Origin of the sequence: Citrobacter sp. RHBSTW-00881 (assembly GCF_013728515.1) — a bacterium.
Classification (GTDB): domain Bacteria; phylum Pseudomonadota; class Gammaproteobacteria; order Enterobacterales; family Enterobacteriaceae; genus Citrobacter; species Citrobacter braakii.
In genome coordinates, this window is sequence record NZ_CP056269.1 from 4,449,448 (window position 1) to 4,469,403 (window position 19,956).

A 19,956-nucleotide genomic window follows, 5' to 3' on the forward strand; every position below is an offset into this window, starting at 1 on the left:
TTAAACAGAATGATACACTGCGAAGGGAAGGACAGACAGGTTTCAGAAGAGGTAGCGTGACCCATATCAGGGCCACGCACTAACGATTACAGCAGATCGCCGATCATTTTTTCCAGTTTACCCTGGTCTACAGCAAACTTACGGATACCGTCCGCCAGTTTGTCTACAGCCATCGGATCCTGGTTGTGCTGCCACAGGAACTCAGCTTCGGTGATGCGTGCAGGGCGCGCTTTCACTTCGCCGGAGAAAGACAGTTTACGTTCGATAGCACCTTCGCTTTCCGCCAGTTCTTTCAGCAGTGCCGGAGCAATCGTCAGACGATCGCAGCCTGCCAGCTCAATGATTTCGCCGATGTTACGGAAGCTCGCACCCATAACTACGGTTTCGTAACCGTGCTGTTTGTAGTACTCGTAGATTTCCGTTACGGAAACCACACCCGGATCTTCTGCCGGTGCATACTCTTTCTTGTCGGTATTGGCTTTGTACCAGTCAAGAATACGGCCAACGAACGGAGAAATCAGATATACGCCAGCTTCTGCACATGCACGCGCCTGCGCGAAGGAGAACAGCAGAGTCAGGTTACAGTTGATGCCTTCTTTTTCCAGCTGCTCAGCGGCACGGATGCCCTGCCAGGTTGAAGCCAGTTTAATCAGGATGCGATCGTTGCTGATGCCAGCATCGTTGTACATTTTGATCAGGCGTTTTGCTTTAGCGATGGACGCGTCGGTGTCGTAGGACAGACGAGCGTCAACTTCAGTGGAGATACGACCTGGGACCAGTTTCAGGATCTCCAGACCGATATTTACTGCCAGCTTGTCGGTCGCGTCGACGACCTGCTGCGCACGGTCGTTGCTCTGCTGCTTAGCCCAGGCTACAGCGTCATCAATCAGCTTGCGGTATTCCGGGATCTGCGCTGCGTTAAGAATGAGAGAAGGGTTAGTTGTGGCATCCTGAGGCTGATACAGCTTCATTGCCGCGATGTCTCCGGTGTCGGCCACTACTGTGGTGAACTGACGAAGGGAGGTCAATTTGTCCGTCATGATAGCGATTCTCTTTAAACAGCTTGTTAGGGGGATGTAACCGATCTTCCCTGATGATAGCACGACGCACTCTCAGCGCAACCGCCTGGATTGTCCGACCAGCCGCTCAGCCCTGATTACGCATCGCCAAGCCTGTGATGCGCAATTAAGGGATATAACGATTGTTATGATAAACTCCCGTAATCAATCACCTTATAAGGTATATACTGGTCGATTATTGGTAGCGCTTACATGGGAATATTCGCGCTTACCGGCATCAACAAGAGGGATGTTAATGCCTGATTTTTTCTCATTTATTAATGAAATACTCTGGGGATCGGTGATGATCTACCTCCTGCTTGGCGCAGGATGTTGGTTCACCTGGCGTACAGGGTTTATTCAGTTTCGCTATATTCGCCAGTTTGGCAAAAGTCTTAAAAACAGCATCAGCCCGCAGCCGGGCGGTTTAACTTCCTTTCAGGCTTTATGCACCAGTCTTGCCGCACGTATCGGTAGCGGAAATCTGGCGGGCGTGGCGTTGGCGATTGCCGCTGGCGGCGCGGGAGCCGTGTTCTGGATGTGGGTCTCGGCGATCATTGGTATGGCGACGTCATTTGCCGAGAGCTCTCTTGCCCAACTGTATAAAGAGCGCGACAGCAAGGGACAGTTTCGCGGCGGTCCTGCGTGGTATATGGAGCGTGGGCTGGGCATGCGCTGGATGGGCGTTCTTTTTGCCATCTTTTTACTCATTGCTTATGGTCTGATTTTTAACAGCGTTCAGGCAAATTCGGTCTCTCATGCGCTGACCTTTGCTTTTGATATCCCTCCCCTCTTTACCGGTATCGCACTGGCAATAGTGTCATTATTGGCAATCATTGGCGGCATTAAAGGCGTTGCCCGCCTGATGCAATGGTTCGTTCCGATGATGGCGCTGTTGTGGGTCGGTTGCAGCATCGTCATCTGTCTGTGGCATTTCGGACAGCTCCCCGGCATTATCATGACCATTATAAAAAGTGCCTTTGGCTGGCAGGAAGCCGCAGCCGGTGCCGCCGGGTATACACTAAGCCAGGCCATTGCCAGCGGCTTTCAACGCGGTATGTTTTCTAATGAGGCCGGAATGGGATCAACTCCGAACGCGGCCGCGTCAGCAGCATCCTGGCCTCCGCATCCTGCGGCACAAGGCATTGTGCAAATGATCGGAGTATTAGTTGATACGCTGATCCTCTGTACGGCCAGCGCGATGATTGTTCTGTTGGCGGGTAATGACGCCAGCTATGTACCGATGGAAGGCATCCAGTTACTTCAGAAAGCGATGGTTTCAGTGACGGGAGAATGGGGTGCCGGATTCGTGGCGTTAATTGTGATTCTGTTTGCCTTTAGCTCTATCGTGGCCAACTACATCTATGCGGAAAACAACCTCGTTTTCCTGAAGCTGGACAATATCCGCGTCATCTGGCTATTACGGATCGCCACCGTAAGCACCGTTATCGGCGGAACGTTAGTCAGCGTTCCGCTGGTCTGGCAGTTGGCGGACATCATTATGGCGTGTATGGCCATCACTAACCTGACGGCGATTCTGCTGCTTTCACCGGTTGTGCAGACGATCGCCTGCGACTATCTACGCCAACGCAAACTCGGGGTGCGCCCAGAATTCGATCCGCGCCGTTATCCTGATATCAGACAACAACTTGCACCCGAAAGCTGGGATGAGACGCCGCGCGGATAGCGCGGCAATCGCAACCATCGATCAATTCTGTCGTTTTTTTTGCTAAAGTCGCAGTAAATTTCCTGCAAGGACTGGATATGCTGATTCTGATTTCACCTGCAAAAACGCTCGACTACCAAAGTCCGCTGGCAACGACACGTCATACATTGCCCGAACTGCTAGATCACTCTCAGCAGCTTATTCACGTGGCGCGCCAACTCTCTGCTCCGCAAATTGGCAAGCTGATGGGAATTAGCGACAAGCTGGCGGATCTGAACGCCACGCGTTTCCATGACTGGCAGCCTGACTTCACGCCGGAAAACGCGCGCCAGGCCATTCTGGCATTTAAAGGCGACGTGTATACCGGACTGCAGGCTGAAACCTTCTGCGAAGCGGATTTCGACTTCGCTCAGCAACACTTACGGATGTTGTCCGGGCTGTACGGCGTTTTGCGTCCGCTGGATTTGATGCAGCCTTACCGTCTGGAGATGGGTATTCGTCTGGCCAATGCGAAAGGTAAAGATCTCTACCAGTTCTGGGGAGATACCATCACCGATAAACTTAACGAAGCGCTGGAAGCGCAAGGCGACAGCGTGGTGATTAACCTCGCCTCGGATGAGTATTTTAAATCCGTGAAGCCGAAAAAGCTCAATGCGGAGCTTATCAAACCGGTCTTCCTCGACGAGAAGAACGGCAAGTTCAAAGTCATCAGCTTCTATGCCAAAAAAGCGCGCGGCCTGATGAGTCGCTACATTATTGAGAACCGCTTAACGCAGCCAGAACAGCTGACCGCCTTTAACAGCGAAGGCTATTTCTTTGATGAAGAAGCGTCAGGAAATGGCGAACTGGTGTTTAAACGCCAGGAGCAGTAGTAAAAAGGCCGGATGGCGGCGAACGCCCGATCCGGCCGACAGGTTTTGTAGGCCCGCTAAGCAAAGCGCCAGCGGGCACAACCGTTAACCGCGGGTCATCATCAGCTTGCGCAGTTCAGCAAAATCAGCAGGCAGGTGATGAGAAAGCAGCGGCAGGTCCGCGCGTTCCGCCAGCGCTTTTGGCAGAGCCAGCGTCAGGTCAAGAATCTCTTCAACGCTTTCTTTAAACTTGGCCGGATGCGCAGTACCGAGGAACAGGCCGTACTCGCCAGGATTCAGTTGGTCACGCAGCGCACGGTAAGCCACCGCCGCATGCGGTTCTGAGGTGTACCCCATCTCATGCAGCTCACGCATCGTGTCCTGAGTAGTGGCATCGTCAACAGCGGCATAACCCAGCTCATTCAGACGCCAGATTTTACGGCGGAAAAGTTCTTCCACCCGCGGCCAGTTATTTGGCTGGCTGACATCCATCGCATTCGACAACGTCGCCTGAGTCGCTTTCGGCGCCCACTCACCTTGTGCAAGAAAGCGTGGAACCGTATCGTTGACGTTGGTCGCCGCGATAAAACGCTTCACCGGCAAGCCCAGTGATTTTGCCAGCAGCCCGGCAGTCAGATCGCCAAAGTTGCCGCTGGGAACGGAAATAACCAGTTGATTACGCGCCTCTTGCGGCAGTTGAGCCACGGCCTCAAAGTAGTAACAGATTTGCGCCAGCAGACGGCTAATGTTGATTGAGTTAGCCGAATTCAGCCCCAAAGCCACCTTCAACTCTTCGTCATCAAACGCCTGTTTCACCAGCGCCTGACAGGCATCAAAATCGCCATCAATCGCCACGGTTTCAATATTGCCACCCAGTGTACAGAACAGTTTTTCCTGTAATGGGCTAATCTTGCCGTTCGGATAAAGGATCACCACGCGCACATTTTTCAGACCATAAAAGGCATGTGCGACTGCCGCACCAGTGTCTCCAGAGGTCGCCGTCAGAATGGTGACCGGTTTGTCGCCGCTGATATGCGTCAGCATCTGCGCCATAAAGCGCCCGCCAAAGTCTTTAAATGCAAGCGTTGGGCCGTGGAACAGCTCCAGACAGCCGATATCCGCGGCAACCTGAGCAACCGGTGCCGGGAAGGCAAACGCCGCACGCACGCGCTGTTCCAGAATCTCCTGTGGGATTTCATCACCGATAAATGCGGAAAGGATCTTCGCGCTGCGGCTAACGAAATCCTGGTTCAACATCTCATCGACTTCTGACAGATTGAATTCCGGCAAATCGTGCGGAAAAAACAATCCCTGATTCTTGCCAAGCCCTTGCGTGACGGCCTGTGCAAAGCTGACCTGTTCGTTATGATCTTTCAGATTATACAGTTTCATTGATTATCCCAGTACCCGTGCGCCCGCCGTGTCCAACCGGCAAATATGAACAAAGCCTTCCTGATTTTGCAGATAATTTTTACCCAGCCAGTCTGCTACACGCTGCGCCGTATCCGGCTTGTCGCACAAAGCGAACAGCGTCGGCCCCGAACCGGAGATGCCGCTGGCCAGCGCCCCGATTTCCGCTACCGCCTGACGCGCCTGGCTAAAGCCTGGCAGCAGGCGGGTACGGTATGGCTCAGCAATGACATCTTTCATCAGCTTCGCGGCAAGCCCTGGCTGACGGGAATAGCAGGCATGGATAAACCCAGCCAGATGCCGCCCGTGGGCGATACAGTCCTGACGGCGATACTGCGCAGGTAAAATCGCCCGCGCTTCTGCCGTCGACACTTTAATCCCCGGATACGCGAGGACCCACAGCCACTCATCAAAGCCTGGCACCTGCTGGCTGATAATGCCGTTTTCTTCGATCATTAACTGCATGCCGCCCAAAAAGCACGGGGCGACGTTATCGTAATGAATACTGCCGGAGATACGCCCTTCCAGCTCACCCATTATCGCCAACAGGCGCGTATCGTTGAGCGGTTTACCGCAATGCTCGTTCATGGCGACCAGCGCCGCTACAACGGAACAAGCGCTGGAGCCTAACCCGGAGCCAATCGGCATATTTTTTTCCAGCGTCATCGCCACCGGAACGCTTTTACCCAGCTCCTGACAGAATCGCTCCCAGCACTGGTAGACAATATTTTCTCGCGGCTCAGGCGGCAGCTTATTGGCAAAGCGACCAAGGTTGTTAAGGCTGAAATGGTCAGCCGCCTCAACGGATACCACATCGCCTAACAGCGAACCGTCCACCGGAGTTACCGCTGCTCCGAGCACATCGAACCCGACGCTCATATTGGCGCTGGAAGCCGGGGCATAAACTCTCACCATGTCAGACTCCTAACTTCCATGAAAGGGTGCGTAGCAGGTCGGCAAATACGCCCGCCGCCGTCACGTCGTTACCCGCGCCGTATCCGCGCAGAACCAACGGTAGCGGCTGATAATAGTGGCTGTAAAACGCCAACGCGTTTTCACCGTTTTTCACTTTGAACAGCGGATCGTTGCCGTCTACTGCCTCTATTTTCACGCGACAGACGCCATCCTCTTCAATATTGCCAACATAGCGTAATACTTTCCCCTCATCACGGGCTTTCGCCACACGCGCGGCAAAGGCGTCATCCAGCTGCGGCAATTTCGCCATAAACGCGGGAACATCACCGGAATCATCAAACTCTTTTGGCAGGACCGGCTCAATAACAATGTCAGAAAGCTCCAGCTCACGACCGGTTTCACGGGCCAGGATCAACAGCTTACGCGCCACGTCCGTACCGGATAGATCGTCACGCGGATCGGGTTCGGTATAGCCCAGTTCACGCGCCATGGTGGTGGCCTCAGAGAAGCTCATGCCTTCATCCAGCTTGCCGAAAATAAACGACAGCGAACCAGAAAGAATGCCGGAGAAACGTTGCAGTTCATCGCCCGCGCTGAGCAGATTTTGCAAGTTCTCAATTACCGGCAAGCCCGCGCCTACGTTGGTGTCGTACAGGAATTTACGACGAGACTTCGCCGCAGCAAAACGCAGCTGATGGTAGTAATCCATCGACGACGTGTTGGCCTTTTTATTCGGCGTAACCACATGGAAGCCTTCGCGCAGGAAATCCGCATACTGATCCGCGACCGCCTGACTTGACGTACAGTCGACAATCACCGGATTGAGCAGATGATATTCTTTCACCAGACGAATTAAGCGCCCTAGGTTGAAAGGCTCTTTCGCGCTTTCCAACTCCGACTGCCAGTTTTCCAGATTCAGACCATGGACGTTGGTCAGCAGGGCCTTCGAGTTCGCCACACCGCACACGCGCAGATCGATATGCTTCTTTTTAAGCCAGGTTTGCTGACGTTTAAGCTGCTCCAGCAGCGCACCGCCCACGCCGCCAACACCAATGACAAATACTTCAATCACCTGATCGGTGTTGAACAGCATCTGATGGGTCACACGCACGCCAGTGGTCGCGTCGTCGTTATTCACCACTACCGAAATGGAACGCTCAGACGAGCCCTGGGCGATTGCCACGATATTAATGTTCGCGCGAGCCAGCGCGGCAAAAAATTTCGCCGAGATGCCACGCAACGTGCGCATACCATCGCCAACGACCGAGATGATCGCCAGACGCTCAGTTACCGCCAGCGGCTCCAGCAAGCCTTCTTTCAGTTCGAGATAGAATTCATCCTGCATGGCGCGTTGCGCACGCGCGCAGTCGCCCTGCGGGACGCAGAAGCTGATGCTGTATTCAGAAGAGGATTGGGTGATCAGCACCACCGAGATGCCTGCGCGCGACATCACGGCAAAAACTCGCGCTGCCATCCCCACCATGCCTTTCATCCCAGGGCCGGAGACGCTAAACATCGCCATGTTATTGAGGTTAGAAATCCCTTTTACCGGCAAATCGTCATCATCACTGCTGGCACCGATAAGCGTGCCGGGCGCTTGTGGATTGCCGGTATTTTTAATCAGGCACGGGATCTGGAACTGGGCAATAGGGGTAATGGTGCGCGGGTGCAGCACTTTAGCGCCGAAGTAAGAAAGCTCCATCGCTTCCTGATAAGACATCGACTTCAGCAGTCGGGCGTCGGGTACCTGGCGCGGATCGCAGGTATATACGCCATCGACATCGGTCCAGATCTCACAACAATCGGCGCGCAAACAGGCGGCCAGTACGGCGGCAGAGTAGTCAGAGCCATTACGCCCCAGCACCACTAACTCACCTTTCTCATTCCCGGCGGTAAATCCTGCCATCAGAATCATATGGTCCGCAGGAATACGGCTGGCGGCAATGCGGCGCGTAGATTCGGCGATATCAACGGTAGATTCGAGGTAATGGCCTACCGCCAGCAATTTCTCTACCGGGTCGATGACCGTCACGTTGTGCCCGCGCGCTTCCAGCAGGCCAGCCATGATGGCGATCGACATTTTTTCACCACGGCAAATAAGCGCGGCATTGATGCTGTCCGGGCACTGACCCAGCAGGCTGATACCGTGCAGGACGTGCTTAATCTGTGCAAACTCTTGTTCAACAAAGGCTTTGAGCGGAGCCTGCGGGAAACCCGGTTGCGCGGCGGCAAGACCCACCAACAGCTCAGAGAAAATGCGTTCGGCGTCGCTGATATTGGCTAAAGCATCCTGACCACCGATGGTCTTCTCAATCATCGCCACCAGATGGTTGGTAATTTTTGCGGGGGCAGAGAGAACGGTCGCGACCTGCCCCTGTCTGGCATTGCTTTCCAGAATATCGGCAACCCGCAGAAAGCGCTCTGCATTTGCCACTGATGTACCGCCGAACTTCAACACTCGCATGGTTTACCTCATTGCCTTTGGTCGAAAAAAAAGCCCGCACTGTTTAGGTGCGGGCTTTTTCTTGTGTTTCCTGTACGCGTCAGCCCGCACCGTTACCTGTGGTAATGGTGATGGTTGTGGTAATGGTGATGCTGATGCGTTTCATGATGTTGTGTGCTCTGTAATTATTTATTATCTGTCCTGTATTCTTTTAGGGTTAAAGTATCTGCTAACCTAAGTCAATAAATTTTTAAATTGGTCACATTCCGAAACTTGTTCACGAGCGACTGCTTGCCCTTTTAGTTTCGACCAATACAGTATGTCACCCCTACTTGAATCCAGAATAAAACACCACACAGTAAAAACAGTTCGATACTTTATTTCGTGATGCTTTTTTCTATATCATGTAAAAAACGGTGCAACATTGCCGTATCTCGCTGCCCTAACAGACCCATTCGCTGTTGCAGCCAGTCCGCCAACTTGATGTCGTCAGAAACGTTCAGCGTGGCTAATAAACGCAAAACGCGCGCGCGCAATGCCTGTAGCTGAAGCTCATCCGTCACCTCAATGTTTTTGACGGGTTGTTGTATTAAACCTGCTAATTGATAGCAATACACCATCACCGCCTGCCCCAAATTGAGTGAAGGATAGTCAGCCACCATAGGTACACCGGTGAGTACATCCGCCAGGGCCAATTCTTCGTTGGTCAGCCCTGAATCTTCACGACCAAAAACCAGCGCGGCGTGATCCATCCACGTTGATTTTTCCTGCAGCAGAGGAACCAGTTCGACCGGCGTAGCGTAGTAATGGAACTTCGCCCGACTACGCGCAGTGGTCGCGACGGTAAAATCTACGTCGTACAGCGCCTCCGCCAACGTTGAAAAAACGCTAATATTATCAATAATATCGCCAGAACCATGCGCGACCCATCGCGTGGCGGGTTCCAGGTGGGCTTCGCTGTCAACGATGCGTAATTGGGTGAACCCCATGGTCTTCATAGCGCGGGCAGCCGCACCAATATTTTCCGCTCTGGCGGGGGCAACCAGAATAATTGTTAAACGCATTTCGATACTCTTTTTGGCCAGTCTGCAAGGAAAAATGTGACGTGCTTCAACATATTACGCAGTGCGAATTTACATATTTTTAACAGAAATCACTGAAAAAGCATTTCGCATCCATTAAAAAATGCTAAACTATTTCCCGGGTGTACTATTGCTTTTTATGTTAACAAAAGTTGCATATCCCTCTGTTTATCCATGATAATTTAATTTAAAATGGATCGCACCGGTTGGATTCATTACATTTATTAATTTGCTCGTGCAACTAGTTGTAATATTGCAATTTTGTGATGAAAGCAAACATTTGGATACGTTGATTTCATCAAACTGTTAACGTGCTACAATTGAACTTGATATATGTCAACGAAGCGTAGTTTTATTGGGTGTCCGGCATGTCTTAGCCTGTTATGTTGCTGTTAAAATGGTTAGGATGACAGCCGTTTTTGACACTGTCGGGTCCAGAGGGAAACTACCCACGACCAAGCTAATGATGTTGTTGACGTTGATGGAAAGTGCATCAAGAACGCAATTACGTACTTTAGTCATGTTACGCCGATCATGTTAATTTACGGCATGCATCAGGCAGGTCAGGGACTTTTGTACTTCCTGTTTCGATTTAGTTGGCAATTTAGGTAGCAAACATGCAGACCCCGCACATTCTTATCGTTGAAGACGAGTTAGTAACACGCAACACGTTGAAAAGCATTTTCGAAGCAGAAGGCTATGATGTATTCGAAGCGACAGATGGCGCGGAAATGCATCAGATTCTCTCTGAATATGATATCAACCTTGTGATTATGGATATCAATCTGCCTGGGAAAAATGGCCTGCTGTTAGCGCGCGAACTTCGCGAACAAGCTAACGTTGCGCTGATGTTCCTGACGGGCCGTGATAACGAAGTCGATAAAATTCTCGGCCTCGAAATCGGCGCAGACGATTACATCACCAAGCCGTTTAACCCGCGCGAACTGACTATCCGTGCTCGTAACCTGCTGTCCCGTACCATGAACCTGGGTACTGTCAGCGAAGAACGCCGTAGCGTCGAAAGCTACAAGTTCAATGGCTGGGAGCTGGACATCAACAGCCGCTCTCTGATTGGTCCTGACGGTGAGCAGTATAAACTGCCACGCAGCGAATTCCGCGCCATGCTTCACTTCTGTGAGAATCCGGGCAAAATCCAGTCTCGCGCAGAACTGCTGAAAAAAATGACCGGTCGCGAACTGAAGCCGCATGACCGTACCGTTGACGTGACGATCCGCCGCATTCGTAAGCATTTCGAATCAACGCCGGATACGCCAGAAATCATCGCCACCATTCACGGTGAAGGCTACCGTTTCTGCGGCGACCTGCAGGATTAATTCAATCCTCACTGGTATAAAAACGGCGCTTTATGCGCCGTTTTTCATTTCCCTACCGCTCTATTTCCACAAGCGAAATTCGTCGCTCTGCGCAGGCTGAAGCTCTGGAAGTTCTGTAGATTTTGGCTTTGCTTTTGGCTGTGCCAGTGAGTGCCAGTCAAGATGACGCGTCAGGAACATTACCCCACACAGCGCGAACAACAGCACGCCGGTTCCCAGCAGTAAAGAGCTATCCTGTGAACGTAGCAGCACCCACATCACACCATCCAGCCCCAGCAGCGCCACGGTGAACAAAATACTGTTCCGCCAGCCCTGCAAAATCGCCTGCAGATACACACCGTTCATCAACGCCCCCACCAGACTTGCCGTTATCCACGCCGCCGTAAAACCGATGTGTTCCGACAGTGCCAGCAGCAGCAGATAAAACATTACCAGCGATAGCCCCACCAGCAGATACTGCATCGGGTGCAGGCGCAGATTGGTCATACTTTCAAGGACGAAGAAAGACATAAAGGTCAGCACAATCAGCAGGATGGCATACTTTGTTGCCCTGTCCGTTAACTGATACTGATCTGCAGGCGTGGCGACGGCGACGCTAAACGCTGGCATGCCCAGCCAACCAATCTTTTCGTCGTTAAAGCGCTCGCCGAGGTTGTTCGCAAACCAGCTGCTTTGCCACTGAGCCTTGAATCCTGATTCGCTAATTTCGCGCTTAGCCGGGAGAAAGTCCCCAAGAAAGTTGGGATGCGGCCAGTTGCTGGTTAAGGTCATTTCACTGTTACGTCCAACCGGAACGACGGAGAAATCGCCGGTTCCGCTCAAATTAAGCGACAACGCCATGCTCAGATTTTGCTCAGCCCAGCTCGCATCGGGTAGCGGAATGTGGATCCCCTGCGCACGTCCATCCAGCCCCGTCCCAGGCTCAACGGCCAGCGACGCTCCATTGACCTGCGACGCTTTTACCACGCCAATCCCGCGCGCATCCCCCACGCCAACCACAATAAACGGTTTGCCAATGCTGATATTAGGATGATTTAAATCACCCAACCGTTCGGCGTTAAACTCAGCCTTCACCGAAACATCATTGTGCCAGACCTGGCCCTCATAAATACCGATTTTACGCGCTTCAACGTTCTGATTCCCCTCAACTACCAACGACTCCGGCAGCCAGAAATGGATATAGCTACGCTTACGCTGGATTTCTTTGCCATCCTCCAGTGAGGTGTAAAGTTCCGTTAGCGGAATGGCTATCAACGGTCCTACCATCTTTTGCGGCCCGCTGGTGCTCTGTCGGATAGCATCTTCGACTTCATCGCGGTAATCCGATCGCTCCACGATGATCTGCCTGACCATCGTCAGCGGAATTAACAGCAGCAGTATTGCGCCACCTAAGGTGACTATTTTCCAAAACAGGGGTGATTTAAACATAGCGTTCTCCTTTGCAATATCAGCAAGGTAGAACAGCTATGTGCGGAGAATTTGAAGTTATGTGAAGTGACCGTGAAGCGTAAACGAGGCCTGTGCGCCGCCTTGTGGTCGGTTGCACAATGTCACCGTCCCCTCGTGCAGTCGTGCAACCTCACTGACAAACGCCAGCCCTAAACCGCTGCTCTTATGCCCATTTTCACGGGGCAGAGAATAGAAACGCTCAAAAATACGCGGCAACGCGAAGTCGGGGATCCCGCTGCCACTGTCGATTATCTGCAATGTGACCAGTTCATCCTGCTGATGCGCGCTCAGCGTAATCGTCCCGTCCTGTGGCGTGAAGTCGATAGCGTTGTCGAGCAAATTCCCCAATGCCTGCTCCAGTAACGCAGGATCGGCGGCAACGCTAAGCGATGAAGGCATAATGGTAAGCGTGATGTTTTTTGCCGCCAGTTGCACACTACGCGCCTCTTTGAGCTGAGCAAACAGCGCATCTACCGCCACTGGCGTCAACGTAATGTCCTGTCGATTCTCCAGCCGCGCCTGGCGTAACAGGGTTTCGACCAGCGCCTGCATGCGCGCATTTTGCGTCAGGATATTATCGGTAAAGCGCGCAACCACGTTCGGCGGCGGACCTTCGCGCAAAATCTCAGCCGCGCCGCGAATGGCCGCCAGCGGACTTTTCAGTTCATGCGTTAACGCATAAACATACTGCTCAATGTAGTTTTTGCCCTCCAGCTTCAGTCGCATACTTTCCAGCGCCTGCGCCAGTTTACGTAGCTCGCTGCTGCCTAAATCAGGCAGTGGGACGGGGCGATTCTCGGTAACGGAGTCGGCATAGCGCGCCAGCCGGGCGATGGAGCGGTTTATCCACCATACCATCCCGATGCCAATCACTAAGGCAATGCCCAGCAATACGGCGCTGGCCCACAGCATCCGCCGTTCACTGCGTTTAATCACCGGCGCCATCGCCGCGTTCGGTTTACCGACGCTAAGCACTCCGATAATACGTCCGCCGTCTACGATCGGCGCGGCCACGTACATCACTGAACTTTCCGGATCGTTCGGGTTTTGCGGCGTACTGCGGGCGCCATATTGCCCACGCAGGGTTAACCACACGTCGTTCCAGCGAGAATAGTCCTGACCGACAGCCTGGTTTGCGGAATCAAACAACACTTTACCCTGCGCGTCTGTCATGTAGACATGGTATTCATTACGGACTTTGTTAATGCCGCTGATATTGGCGCTGAATGGGCGGTTATGCAGTTGCGAAAATGCCTGCGCCAGCTTGCCGTTGGCGGGAGAGTCAGAGAGCAAGTCATCGCGCGCCAGCGCAGCCAGCAGCGTGGCGGTATCAATCAAAGTGCCTTCGGTCGCCCGGCGGACGCCTGGTTTAATTTCCTGCACAAAGATCGACAAAACGAACCAGGCGGCGACGGCAACAATCAGAAAATAGCCGAGCAACAAACGCATGCCAATGCGCATCAGACGCTCCTCAGGCTATATCCCATACCGCGATGCGTATTGATGGGGGAAAGCTCAGGGTTGATAGCCCGCAGCTTGGCGCGCAGCGTTTTAATGTGGGTATCGACCGTTCTGTCAAAGGTGTCCTGTGCATCGGCCCAGACTAAATCCATCAACTGCTGGCGTGAGTAAATGCGCCCCGGCGACAACAGCAGCGTTTTCAGCAACAGAAATTCATAGCGCGTCAGGTTTAACGGCTTGCCGAACCAGGTAATCTGCGCGGCCAGCTCATTAAGTTTAAAATCACCGCAGCGCGTCGTCGATGAAGGAGCAGAGAATTTCTGCACCCGCCGCAGCAGCGTACGCACACGGGCGCACACCTCGCGCGGTGAGAAAGGCTTGGCAACATAGTCATCCGCGCCAATTTCCAGCCCCAGCAGGCGATCCACCTCATCGCTACGCGCGGTCAGAAACAGGATCGGCAACGCTGGATGCCGCTCCAGCAGGCGTCGACACAGTTCAAAACCGCTGATATCCGGTAGTCCGACATCCAGAATGATCGCATCAGGACAACGCTGGCGAGATTTCTCCAGCGCAGGTAACCCGCGCTCAAACGCTTCCACGCTAAAACCTTCCTGCTGCAGCATGTAGATGAGCGTATCGGCAATGCCCTGCTCATCCTCAACCAACCAGATCAACGGTTGTTGCATTTTGCTTCCTTGTTATTCCCGCCACGGCATGATGGGCACCGCGCTGATGGCATTTTTGGGCGATCCATCGACCACTTTATCTGAATAGGCCAGATAGGCCAGTGCATTACGTTTCGCGTCGTAAAAACGCACGACCTGTAAGGATTTAAACACCAGCGAGGTACGTTTTTTAAATACCACTTCACCCTGCGCTTTGCCGTTCTTGATTCTGTCGCTCAGTTCTACCGGCCCCACCTGCTGACAGGAAATGGCGGCATCGGAGGTATCTTCCGCCAGCCCCAGCCCACCTTTGATGCCGCCGGTCTTCGCCCGGCTCACGTAGCAGGTCACGTTGGTAACATCAGGATCGTCAAACGCTTCGACCACAATTTTATGATCCGGCCCAAACATTTTGAACACTGTATCGACAGATCCAATCTGCTCCGCATGGGCGACCTGCGCTAACATCAGCAGAATTGAGGAAATGATTAAGCTCTTATATTTCATATTGTTACCATTTTTAAAAGTTACTCTGTGTAATTATTCGACATTCTAAGATAAAACGTATACAGATCACAGGATTACAATAATCACGCTTTCGAATGATCGAAAAAAGCATTTATGAGCAAAAAAAACACTGAATGCTAAAACAGCAAAAAATGCTATTATCCTCATACCTGACGTCAGGTACTCGTTGTTGAAAGGATGAGGATATTTTATGGATCAGGCTGGCATTATTCGCGACCTATTAATCTGGCTGGAAGGTCATCTGGATCAGCCTTTGTCGCTTGACAATGTGGCGGCAAAAGCAGGCTATTCCAAGTGGCACCTGCAGAGAATGTTTAAGGACGTGACGGGCCATGCTATTGGCGCCTATATCCGCGCCCGTCGTTTATCGAAATCCGCAGTGGCGCTGCGCCTGACTGCACGCCCAATTCTGGATATTGCGCTGCAATATCGCTTTGACTCTCAACAAACCTTTACCCGCGCGTTCAAGAAACAGTTTTCCCAGACGCCTGCGCTGTATCGCCGTTCGCCGGAATGGAGCGCGTTTGGTATTCGCCCGCCTATGCGACTGGGTGAATTTGCCATGCCTGCGCACGAGTTTGTCACGCTGGAAGATACGCAACTGCTTGGCACCACGCAAAGCTATTCCTGCTCGCTGGAGCAGATTTCAGATTTCCGTCATGAAATGCGAATTCAGTTCTGGCGCGACTTCCTTAGCCAGGCTCCTGCGATCCCACCGGTGCTGTACGGGCTGAACGAAACGCGTCCGAGCATTGAAAAAGATGATGAGCAGGAAGTGTTTTACACCACAGCACTGACGCCGGAACAGGCCAATGGTTATGTGCCGTCGGCACAGCCTATCCTGCTACAGGGCGGCGAGTATGTGATGTTTACCTATGAAGGGCTGGGGACCGGTGTACAGGAGTTTATCCTGACGGTTTATGGCACATGCATGCCAATGCTGAACCTGACGCGCCGTAAAGGGCAGGATATCGAGCGATACTACCCGGCAGAAGATGCCAAAGCGGGAGATCGCCCGATCAACCTGCGCTGCGAATTCCTGATACCGATTCGCCGCTAGCGCTGCAGTTCGTCTAACGCAGGGGCGTCCAGATGTGAGATGTCCCCTGCCGTTTCAACTACCCATCCCGGCGCCAGCCACAAACTTTCCTGGTAATCGACGCGAGAAATAGAACAGTTGCGCAGACGCAGGCGACGTTCAGCCCATGCCGGTAATCCCAGAATCGTACTCACCAGGCAACCCAGTGCAATACCGTGACTGACCAGCAGCGGACGACTCCCCGGCGGCAACTCCAGACAGGATGCCAGCGCCGCGTGGACGCGATCGCTCAGTTCCTGCATCGATTCCCCTTCAGGAATACGCCCCTCCACCGTACCGTTCACCAACTGGCGACGCCAGCCCTCTTCTTCCGACGTCAGCGTATCGATATGACGTTGCTCCAGCACGCCCATATTCAGCTCGCGCAAACGTGAGTCATAGGTGATATCACAGCCACAGGCCTGGGCGATGATTTCTGCGGTGCGTCGTGTACGACCTAAATCGCTGCTGATGACATGCGTAATACCAAACGTGCGGGCGCGTTCGCCCACCTGCATGGCTTGCTGTTCACCTTTAGCGGTCAGTGGGCTGTCTGACTGGCCTTGAATACGTCGCTCGGCGTTCCACTGCGTTTCGCCATGGCGAACAAGGTATACCTGTAACATGCTTTTTTTCCGTTATACTGCGATGCGATGAATTTTCAAACTGAGCTTAATTATGCACAAGGTTATCTCTGCGACCACCAATCCTGCCAAAATTCAGGCAATTCTGCGGGCATTTGAAGAGATTTTCGGGGAAGGATCCTGCCATATTGAACCCGTCGCCGTCGAGAGTGGCGTGCCGGAACAACCTTTCGGAAACCAGGAAACGCGCACTGGCGCACGAAATCGCGTTGATAATGCGCGCCGTCTGCACCCGCAGGCTGATTTCTGGGTCGCTATTGAAGCGGGAATTGACGACGATGCGACCTTCAGTTGGGTAGTGATTGATAATGGCGTCCAGCGCGGCGAAGCCCGTTCAGCCACGCTGCCATTGCCAGCTGTCATTCTCGACAGAGTCCGTCAAGGCGAAGCGCTCGGTCCGGTGATGTCGGACTACACGGGTATTGATGAGATTGGCCGTAAAGAGGGCGCAATCGGCGTCTTTACCGCGGGCAAGCTGACGCGCTCAAGCGTATACCACCAGGCGGTGATTCTGGCGCTCAGCCCGTTTCATAACGCAGTGTATTTATAGCGTTGTGCCGGATGGCGGCTTCGCCTTATCCGGCCACAACCACGCCACATAATTAGGCCTGAAAGCGAAGCGCCATCAGGCATTTTTTAGCAGCACCTGCTCCAGCCAATGACGCAGATCCACCGGTGCGGATTTGAGGCTGTTCGACCCCCGTGTAATGGTGGCGATCCCCGCCCCGAGCTCGTTTTTAAGCTCGCGCTGACTCATCTCGCCGCGCAGCAGCTCTTCAATGATACGCACGCGCGTGCCCAACGCTTCGCGCTCATCCGGCGTTAACATCAAATTGAGCAAGGGCAGGTGTAAGTCTTGTTCATAGGCGTGTTTAAGCAGATCGACAAAACGTAACCACTCCTGGTGACGCTGTTCTGCCATCTCTGCCGAATAGGGTGATTGCTGAGTCATAAGTTATCGCCATCGTTGCGGGGGAAGCGTGCTTGCTTCCCCCTTTTGTACTCTTTAACGAGTACGATAGCATAACACAACCGACACGATCAGTAACGACGTTGCCATTCTGAGTCGGTCATCAACTCCGGCTTATCACCAAGGAAATAGCGATAGTACGCATCGTAAGCCAGCACGTTCTTCACGTAGCCACGCGTCTCAGAGAATGGAATGCTTTCGACAAACGCGACAGCATCGATACGACCCGCGCTATTGCCAAACCAGGTGCGAACGCGCCCCGGTCCAGCGTTATAGGCCGCCGACGCAAAAATGCGGTTATTGCCGAATTGCTGATAGACATACTGTAAATAGCTGGTACCAATGTTGATGTTGGTATCAGGATCCAGTAGTTGGCTCGGGCTGCTGTAACCTGGAATCGAGAACATTTTCACCGTATGCGTCGCCGTACCCGGCATAATCTGCATCAGCCCGCTGGCACCAACCGGCGATTTTACTTTCGGGTTCCAGGCGCTTTCCTGACGCGCTATCGCCATCGCATAGCTTGGCGGAATATCCTTGCCGCTGGTGTAGCGTGTAAACAGATCCTTGTAGGCCAGTGGGAAACGCTCTTCCAGATGATCCCACAGCTTACCGGCGATCGTCGCTTGTACGCTCAGATCCCACCAGTGATTGTTGAACGCGTAACGCGCCAGCTGAGCCTGCTCAGACTTCGTGCGACTGGTGACCAGATTCGCCCATTCACTGCGCGCGGTATTGTCCAGGTTCCAGTACATTAGCTCGCGCACACGTGCCATTTCCGGTCCCTGAGTCAGCGCAGAGTCAACGTTTGCCGGGGCTTTATCCACTTTCAGCTCGTACTCTTCACCCAGACGCTGTGCCGCCACCATCGGATAGAAACCGCGCTGCTGCATGAGTTGGTGCAGGATCTCTTTGGCTTCCGCCTCGCGTCCGCGCTCCAGCAGCAGATCCGCCTGCCAGTAACGCCACTCATCTTTCTCTTTTGCTTCCATTGGCAGACGCGCCAGCCAGGTATTCAGACCACGACGATCGCCGGTTCCCAGCGCCATGCGTACACGTCGCTCCACAAGCGAGGTGGAATTCGAGCGCATAATGGCGTCATCGCGCCATTTGGCCTGCTCATCGGTAACGTCATTGCCCATCAGACGCCAGGCGACGATGTCGCGCAGCTCCTGGGTTTGCTCGTCATTCAGCTGTTGCGCCTGCGCCAGAGACGGGATCATCAGGCGGGCGTTTTCCGCATCCTGACGCGCCACGCTGGAAAAAGCCACCGCCGCCATCTGTCGGGTGAAATCCGTCGCGCCAGTGGTGCGTGCAAAGGTCATCACCGAATTCGGATCGTTGGCCAGCGCGATGATCGCCGAAGCGATAGTTTGGTATTGCGCGGGCATTTGTCCAGCCAACGCCGTGACCAGACCGGTATTCCCGGCTTTCATCGCCAGACGAATACGCTCCAGATACGCCAGCGGATCCTGAGTTCCTGAGGCGCGCCATACGCCGAATAATTTGTCACAGGCGTTCGGCTGGCTTTTCCCGCTCAACCACAGTTCTTTCGCGCCCTGCCAGGCCTCTTCGGTTTGCCCGGTGCTCCATTTCGCAAAGTAATAGTTGCATTGCGCTTCCGTGGTACCCGGTTTTTCTGGGCTGAACGCCAGTAGTCCACGCCAGTCCTCCCGTCGCGCCAGTTCATTCACGAAACGTGATTGCAGAGTACGCGCGGGGGGCAGCGTCGGGTTGGCGCGCACAAAATTGGTAACGGTAATGGTGGGCTGATTCATCAGATCGTCAGTAATCTGACGATATTCCAGATAAGGATACAGAGGATAATTCTTCAGGCCGGGCATCATCTGCTCTACGACATCCATCTGTCGGTTATCCCAGGCCTGTTTAATTTGCGCATAGCGACTGCGCTGCTCATCCAGGGAATCGGCTCGCGCCACTTGACTGACCGTCAGCAGACATACGCTGGCCGCCAGCAGGCGCCAGGTAAATTGATTGGCTTTGTCCACAAGCTCTTCCTCTTCTCATGTTACGTCTGTGCAGCATCATGCCGCTTAATTAGTTCATGCTAACCAGACATTGCAGAATGCGCCACGTCACGGACACTTTTTTACTTTTGTTGCGAGTGAGATCTGCTGGCTGGGATTGGGCAATGAAAAAGGCTACACTTCGCCTTTGATAACTATTTACCAATAATTAGCCCTGAATAATTCAAGTTGCAGCAAGGCGGCGAGGGAGTAAATCCCCTGAGCGTACATAGTGCGTGACTGGGGGGAACGACAAATCTGTCAGGAACAGATTTGAACGCTGCGGAGCAGCGGCCCGCAAGGGCGAGGCTCATGGATGAGCCGAGTAACTCACAGCCAACGCATCTGCGGCTTGAAGTATGACGGGATAAA

At 53.3% G+C, this 19,956-nt stretch carries 19 protein-coding genes and 1 other annotated feature; of the genes, 5 read left to right on the top strand and 14 right to left on the bottom strand.

All coding sequences use genetic code 11. The features are described from left to right. Window positions 1-86: 86 nt before the first annotated feature. On the bottom strand, window positions 87-1,040 hold the full coding sequence (tal, locus tag HV311_RS21440) for a transaldolase (protein ID WP_016151631.1): 954 nt from the start codon (window positions 1,038-1,040) through the stop codon (window positions 87-89). A gap of 274 nt (window positions 1,041-1,314) precedes the next feature. Here tal and HV311_RS21445 point away from each other — a divergent pair, with 274 nt between their 5' ends. Further along, window positions 1,315-2,745 (top strand): alanine/glycine:cation symporter family protein, encoded by a 1,431-nt coding sequence (locus HV311_RS21445; protein WP_103928888.1) that lies wholly within the window; start codon window positions 1,315-1,317, stop codon window positions 2,743-2,745. Between the two features lie 77 nt (window positions 2,746-2,822). Continuing rightward, entirely contained in the window at window positions 2,823-3,596 is a 774-nt protein-coding gene (yaaA, locus tag HV311_RS21450) for a peroxide stress protein YaaA (RefSeq protein WP_191220443.1), read from the top strand. Window positions 3,597-3,680: 84 nt separating this feature from the next. On the opposite strand, the gene thrC is transcribed toward yaaA, so the two are convergent. The 6 genes from thrC to yjjY form a co-directional block, all read right to left on the bottom strand. Continuing rightward, on the bottom strand, window positions 3,681-4,967 hold the full coding sequence (gene thrC / locus HV311_RS21455; protein ID WP_019078326.1) for a threonine synthase: 1,287 nt from the start codon (window positions 4,965-4,967) through the stop codon (window positions 3,681-3,683). A 3-nt stretch (window positions 4,968-4,970) separates the two neighbouring features. Further along, window positions 4,971-5,900 (bottom strand): homoserine kinase, encoded by a 930-nt coding sequence (gene thrB, locus HV311_RS21460; RefSeq protein ID WP_016155645.1) that lies wholly within the window; start codon window positions 5,898-5,900, stop codon window positions 4,971-4,973. Window position 5,901: 1 nt separating this feature from the next. Continuing rightward, window positions 5,902-8,364: a bifunctional aspartate kinase/homoserine dehydrogenase I gene (gene thrA, locus HV311_RS21465; RefSeq protein WP_101700356.1), complete on the bottom strand. Its 2,463-nt coding sequence runs from the start codon at window positions 8,362-8,364 to the stop codon at window positions 5,902-5,904. Window positions 8,365-8,387: 23 nt separating this feature from the next. Further along, window positions 8,388-8,514, bottom strand: a sequence feature (Thr leader region). Continuing rightward, entirely contained in the window at window positions 8,444-8,509 is a 66-nt protein-coding gene (gene thrL, locus HV311_RS21470) for a thr operon leader peptide (RefSeq protein WP_032337689.1), read from the bottom strand. It overlaps the preceding feature by 66 nt. A 206-nt stretch (window positions 8,515-8,720) precedes the next feature. Beyond that, window positions 8,721-9,407: a tRNA/rRNA methyltransferase gene (locus tag HV311_RS21475; RefSeq protein ID WP_181221184.1), complete on the bottom strand. Its 687-nt coding sequence runs from the start codon at window positions 9,405-9,407 to the stop codon at window positions 8,721-8,723. A gap of 399 nt (window positions 9,408-9,806) precedes the next feature. Next, window positions 9,807-9,947, bottom strand: a complete 141-nt coding sequence (gene yjjY, locus HV311_RS21480; RefSeq protein WP_042998021.1) for a protein YjjY — start codon at window positions 9,945-9,947, stop codon at window positions 9,807-9,809. 95 nt (window positions 9,948-10,042) lie between these two features. On the opposite strand from yjjY, the gene arcA reads away from it, so the two are divergent. Next, on the top strand, window positions 10,043-10,759 hold the full coding sequence (gene arcA / locus HV311_RS21485; protein ID WP_001194359.1) for a two-component system response regulator ArcA: 717 nt from the start codon (window positions 10,043-10,045) through the stop codon (window positions 10,757-10,759). A 60-nt stretch (window positions 10,760-10,819) separates the two neighbouring features. Here arcA and creD read toward each other — a convergent pair whose 3' ends face one another. The 4 genes from creD to creA are packed head-to-tail and all read right to left on the bottom strand — an operon-like array spanning window position 10,820 to window position 14,844. Then, window positions 10,820-12,187 (bottom strand): cell envelope integrity protein CreD, encoded by a 1,368-nt coding sequence (creD, locus tag HV311_RS21490; protein ID WP_191220444.1) that lies wholly within the window; start codon window positions 12,185-12,187, stop codon window positions 10,820-10,822. 57 nt (window positions 12,188-12,244) lie between these two features. After that, window positions 12,245-13,669: a two-component system sensor histidine kinase CreC gene (gene creC / locus HV311_RS21495; protein WP_016155641.1), complete on the bottom strand. Its 1,425-nt coding sequence runs from the start codon at window positions 13,667-13,669 to the stop codon at window positions 12,245-12,247. After that, a complete protein-coding gene (gene creB, locus HV311_RS21500) occupies window positions 13,669-14,358 on the bottom strand; it encodes a two-component system response regulator CreB (RefSeq protein ID WP_191220445.1) in 690 nt (229 codons plus the stop codon). Before creB ends, creC begins: the two co-directional genes overlap by 1 nt. Before the next feature lie 12 nt (window positions 14,359-14,370). Continuing rightward, complete coding sequence (gene creA / locus HV311_RS21505) at window positions 14,371-14,844, bottom strand: protein CreA (RefSeq protein ID WP_016151621.1); 474 nt, start codon at window positions 14,842-14,844, stop codon at window positions 14,371-14,373. 211 nt (window positions 14,845-15,055) lie between these two features. Between creA and robA the strand changes: the two genes are divergently transcribed. Further along, on the top strand, window positions 15,056-15,925 hold the full coding sequence (gene robA / locus HV311_RS21510) for an MDR efflux pump AcrAB transcriptional activator RobA (protein WP_003837295.1): 870 nt from the start codon (window positions 15,056-15,058) through the stop codon (window positions 15,923-15,925). On the opposite strand, the gene gpmB is transcribed toward robA, so the two are convergent. Continuing rightward, entirely contained in the window at window positions 15,922-16,569 is a 648-nt protein-coding gene (gene gpmB / locus HV311_RS21515) for a 2,3-diphosphoglycerate-dependent phosphoglycerate mutase GpmB (RefSeq protein WP_016151619.1), read from the bottom strand. The two genes, robA and gpmB, sit on opposite strands and share 4 nt — an antisense overlap. 52 nt (window positions 16,570-16,621) lie before the next feature. Here gpmB and yjjX point away from each other — a divergent pair, with 52 nt between their 5' ends. Then, on the top strand, window positions 16,622-17,137 hold the full coding sequence (gene yjjX, locus HV311_RS21520; RefSeq protein WP_016151618.1) for an inosine/xanthosine triphosphatase: 516 nt from the start codon (window positions 16,622-16,624) through the stop codon (window positions 17,135-17,137). A gap of 75 nt (window positions 17,138-17,212) precedes the next feature. Here yjjX and trpR read toward each other — a convergent pair whose 3' ends face one another. Together trpR and sltY are read right to left on the bottom strand one after the other, a co-directional pair. Further along, complete coding sequence (trpR, locus tag HV311_RS21525; protein WP_019078321.1) at window positions 17,213-17,539, bottom strand: trp operon repressor; 327 nt, start codon at window positions 17,537-17,539, stop codon at window positions 17,213-17,215. 89 nt (window positions 17,540-17,628) lie between these two features. Beyond that, on the bottom strand, window positions 17,629-19,566 hold the full coding sequence (gene sltY / locus HV311_RS21530; RefSeq protein ID WP_191220446.1) for a murein transglycosylase: 1,938 nt from the start codon (window positions 19,564-19,566) through the stop codon (window positions 17,629-17,631). Window positions 19,567-19,956: the final 390 nt, after the last annotated feature.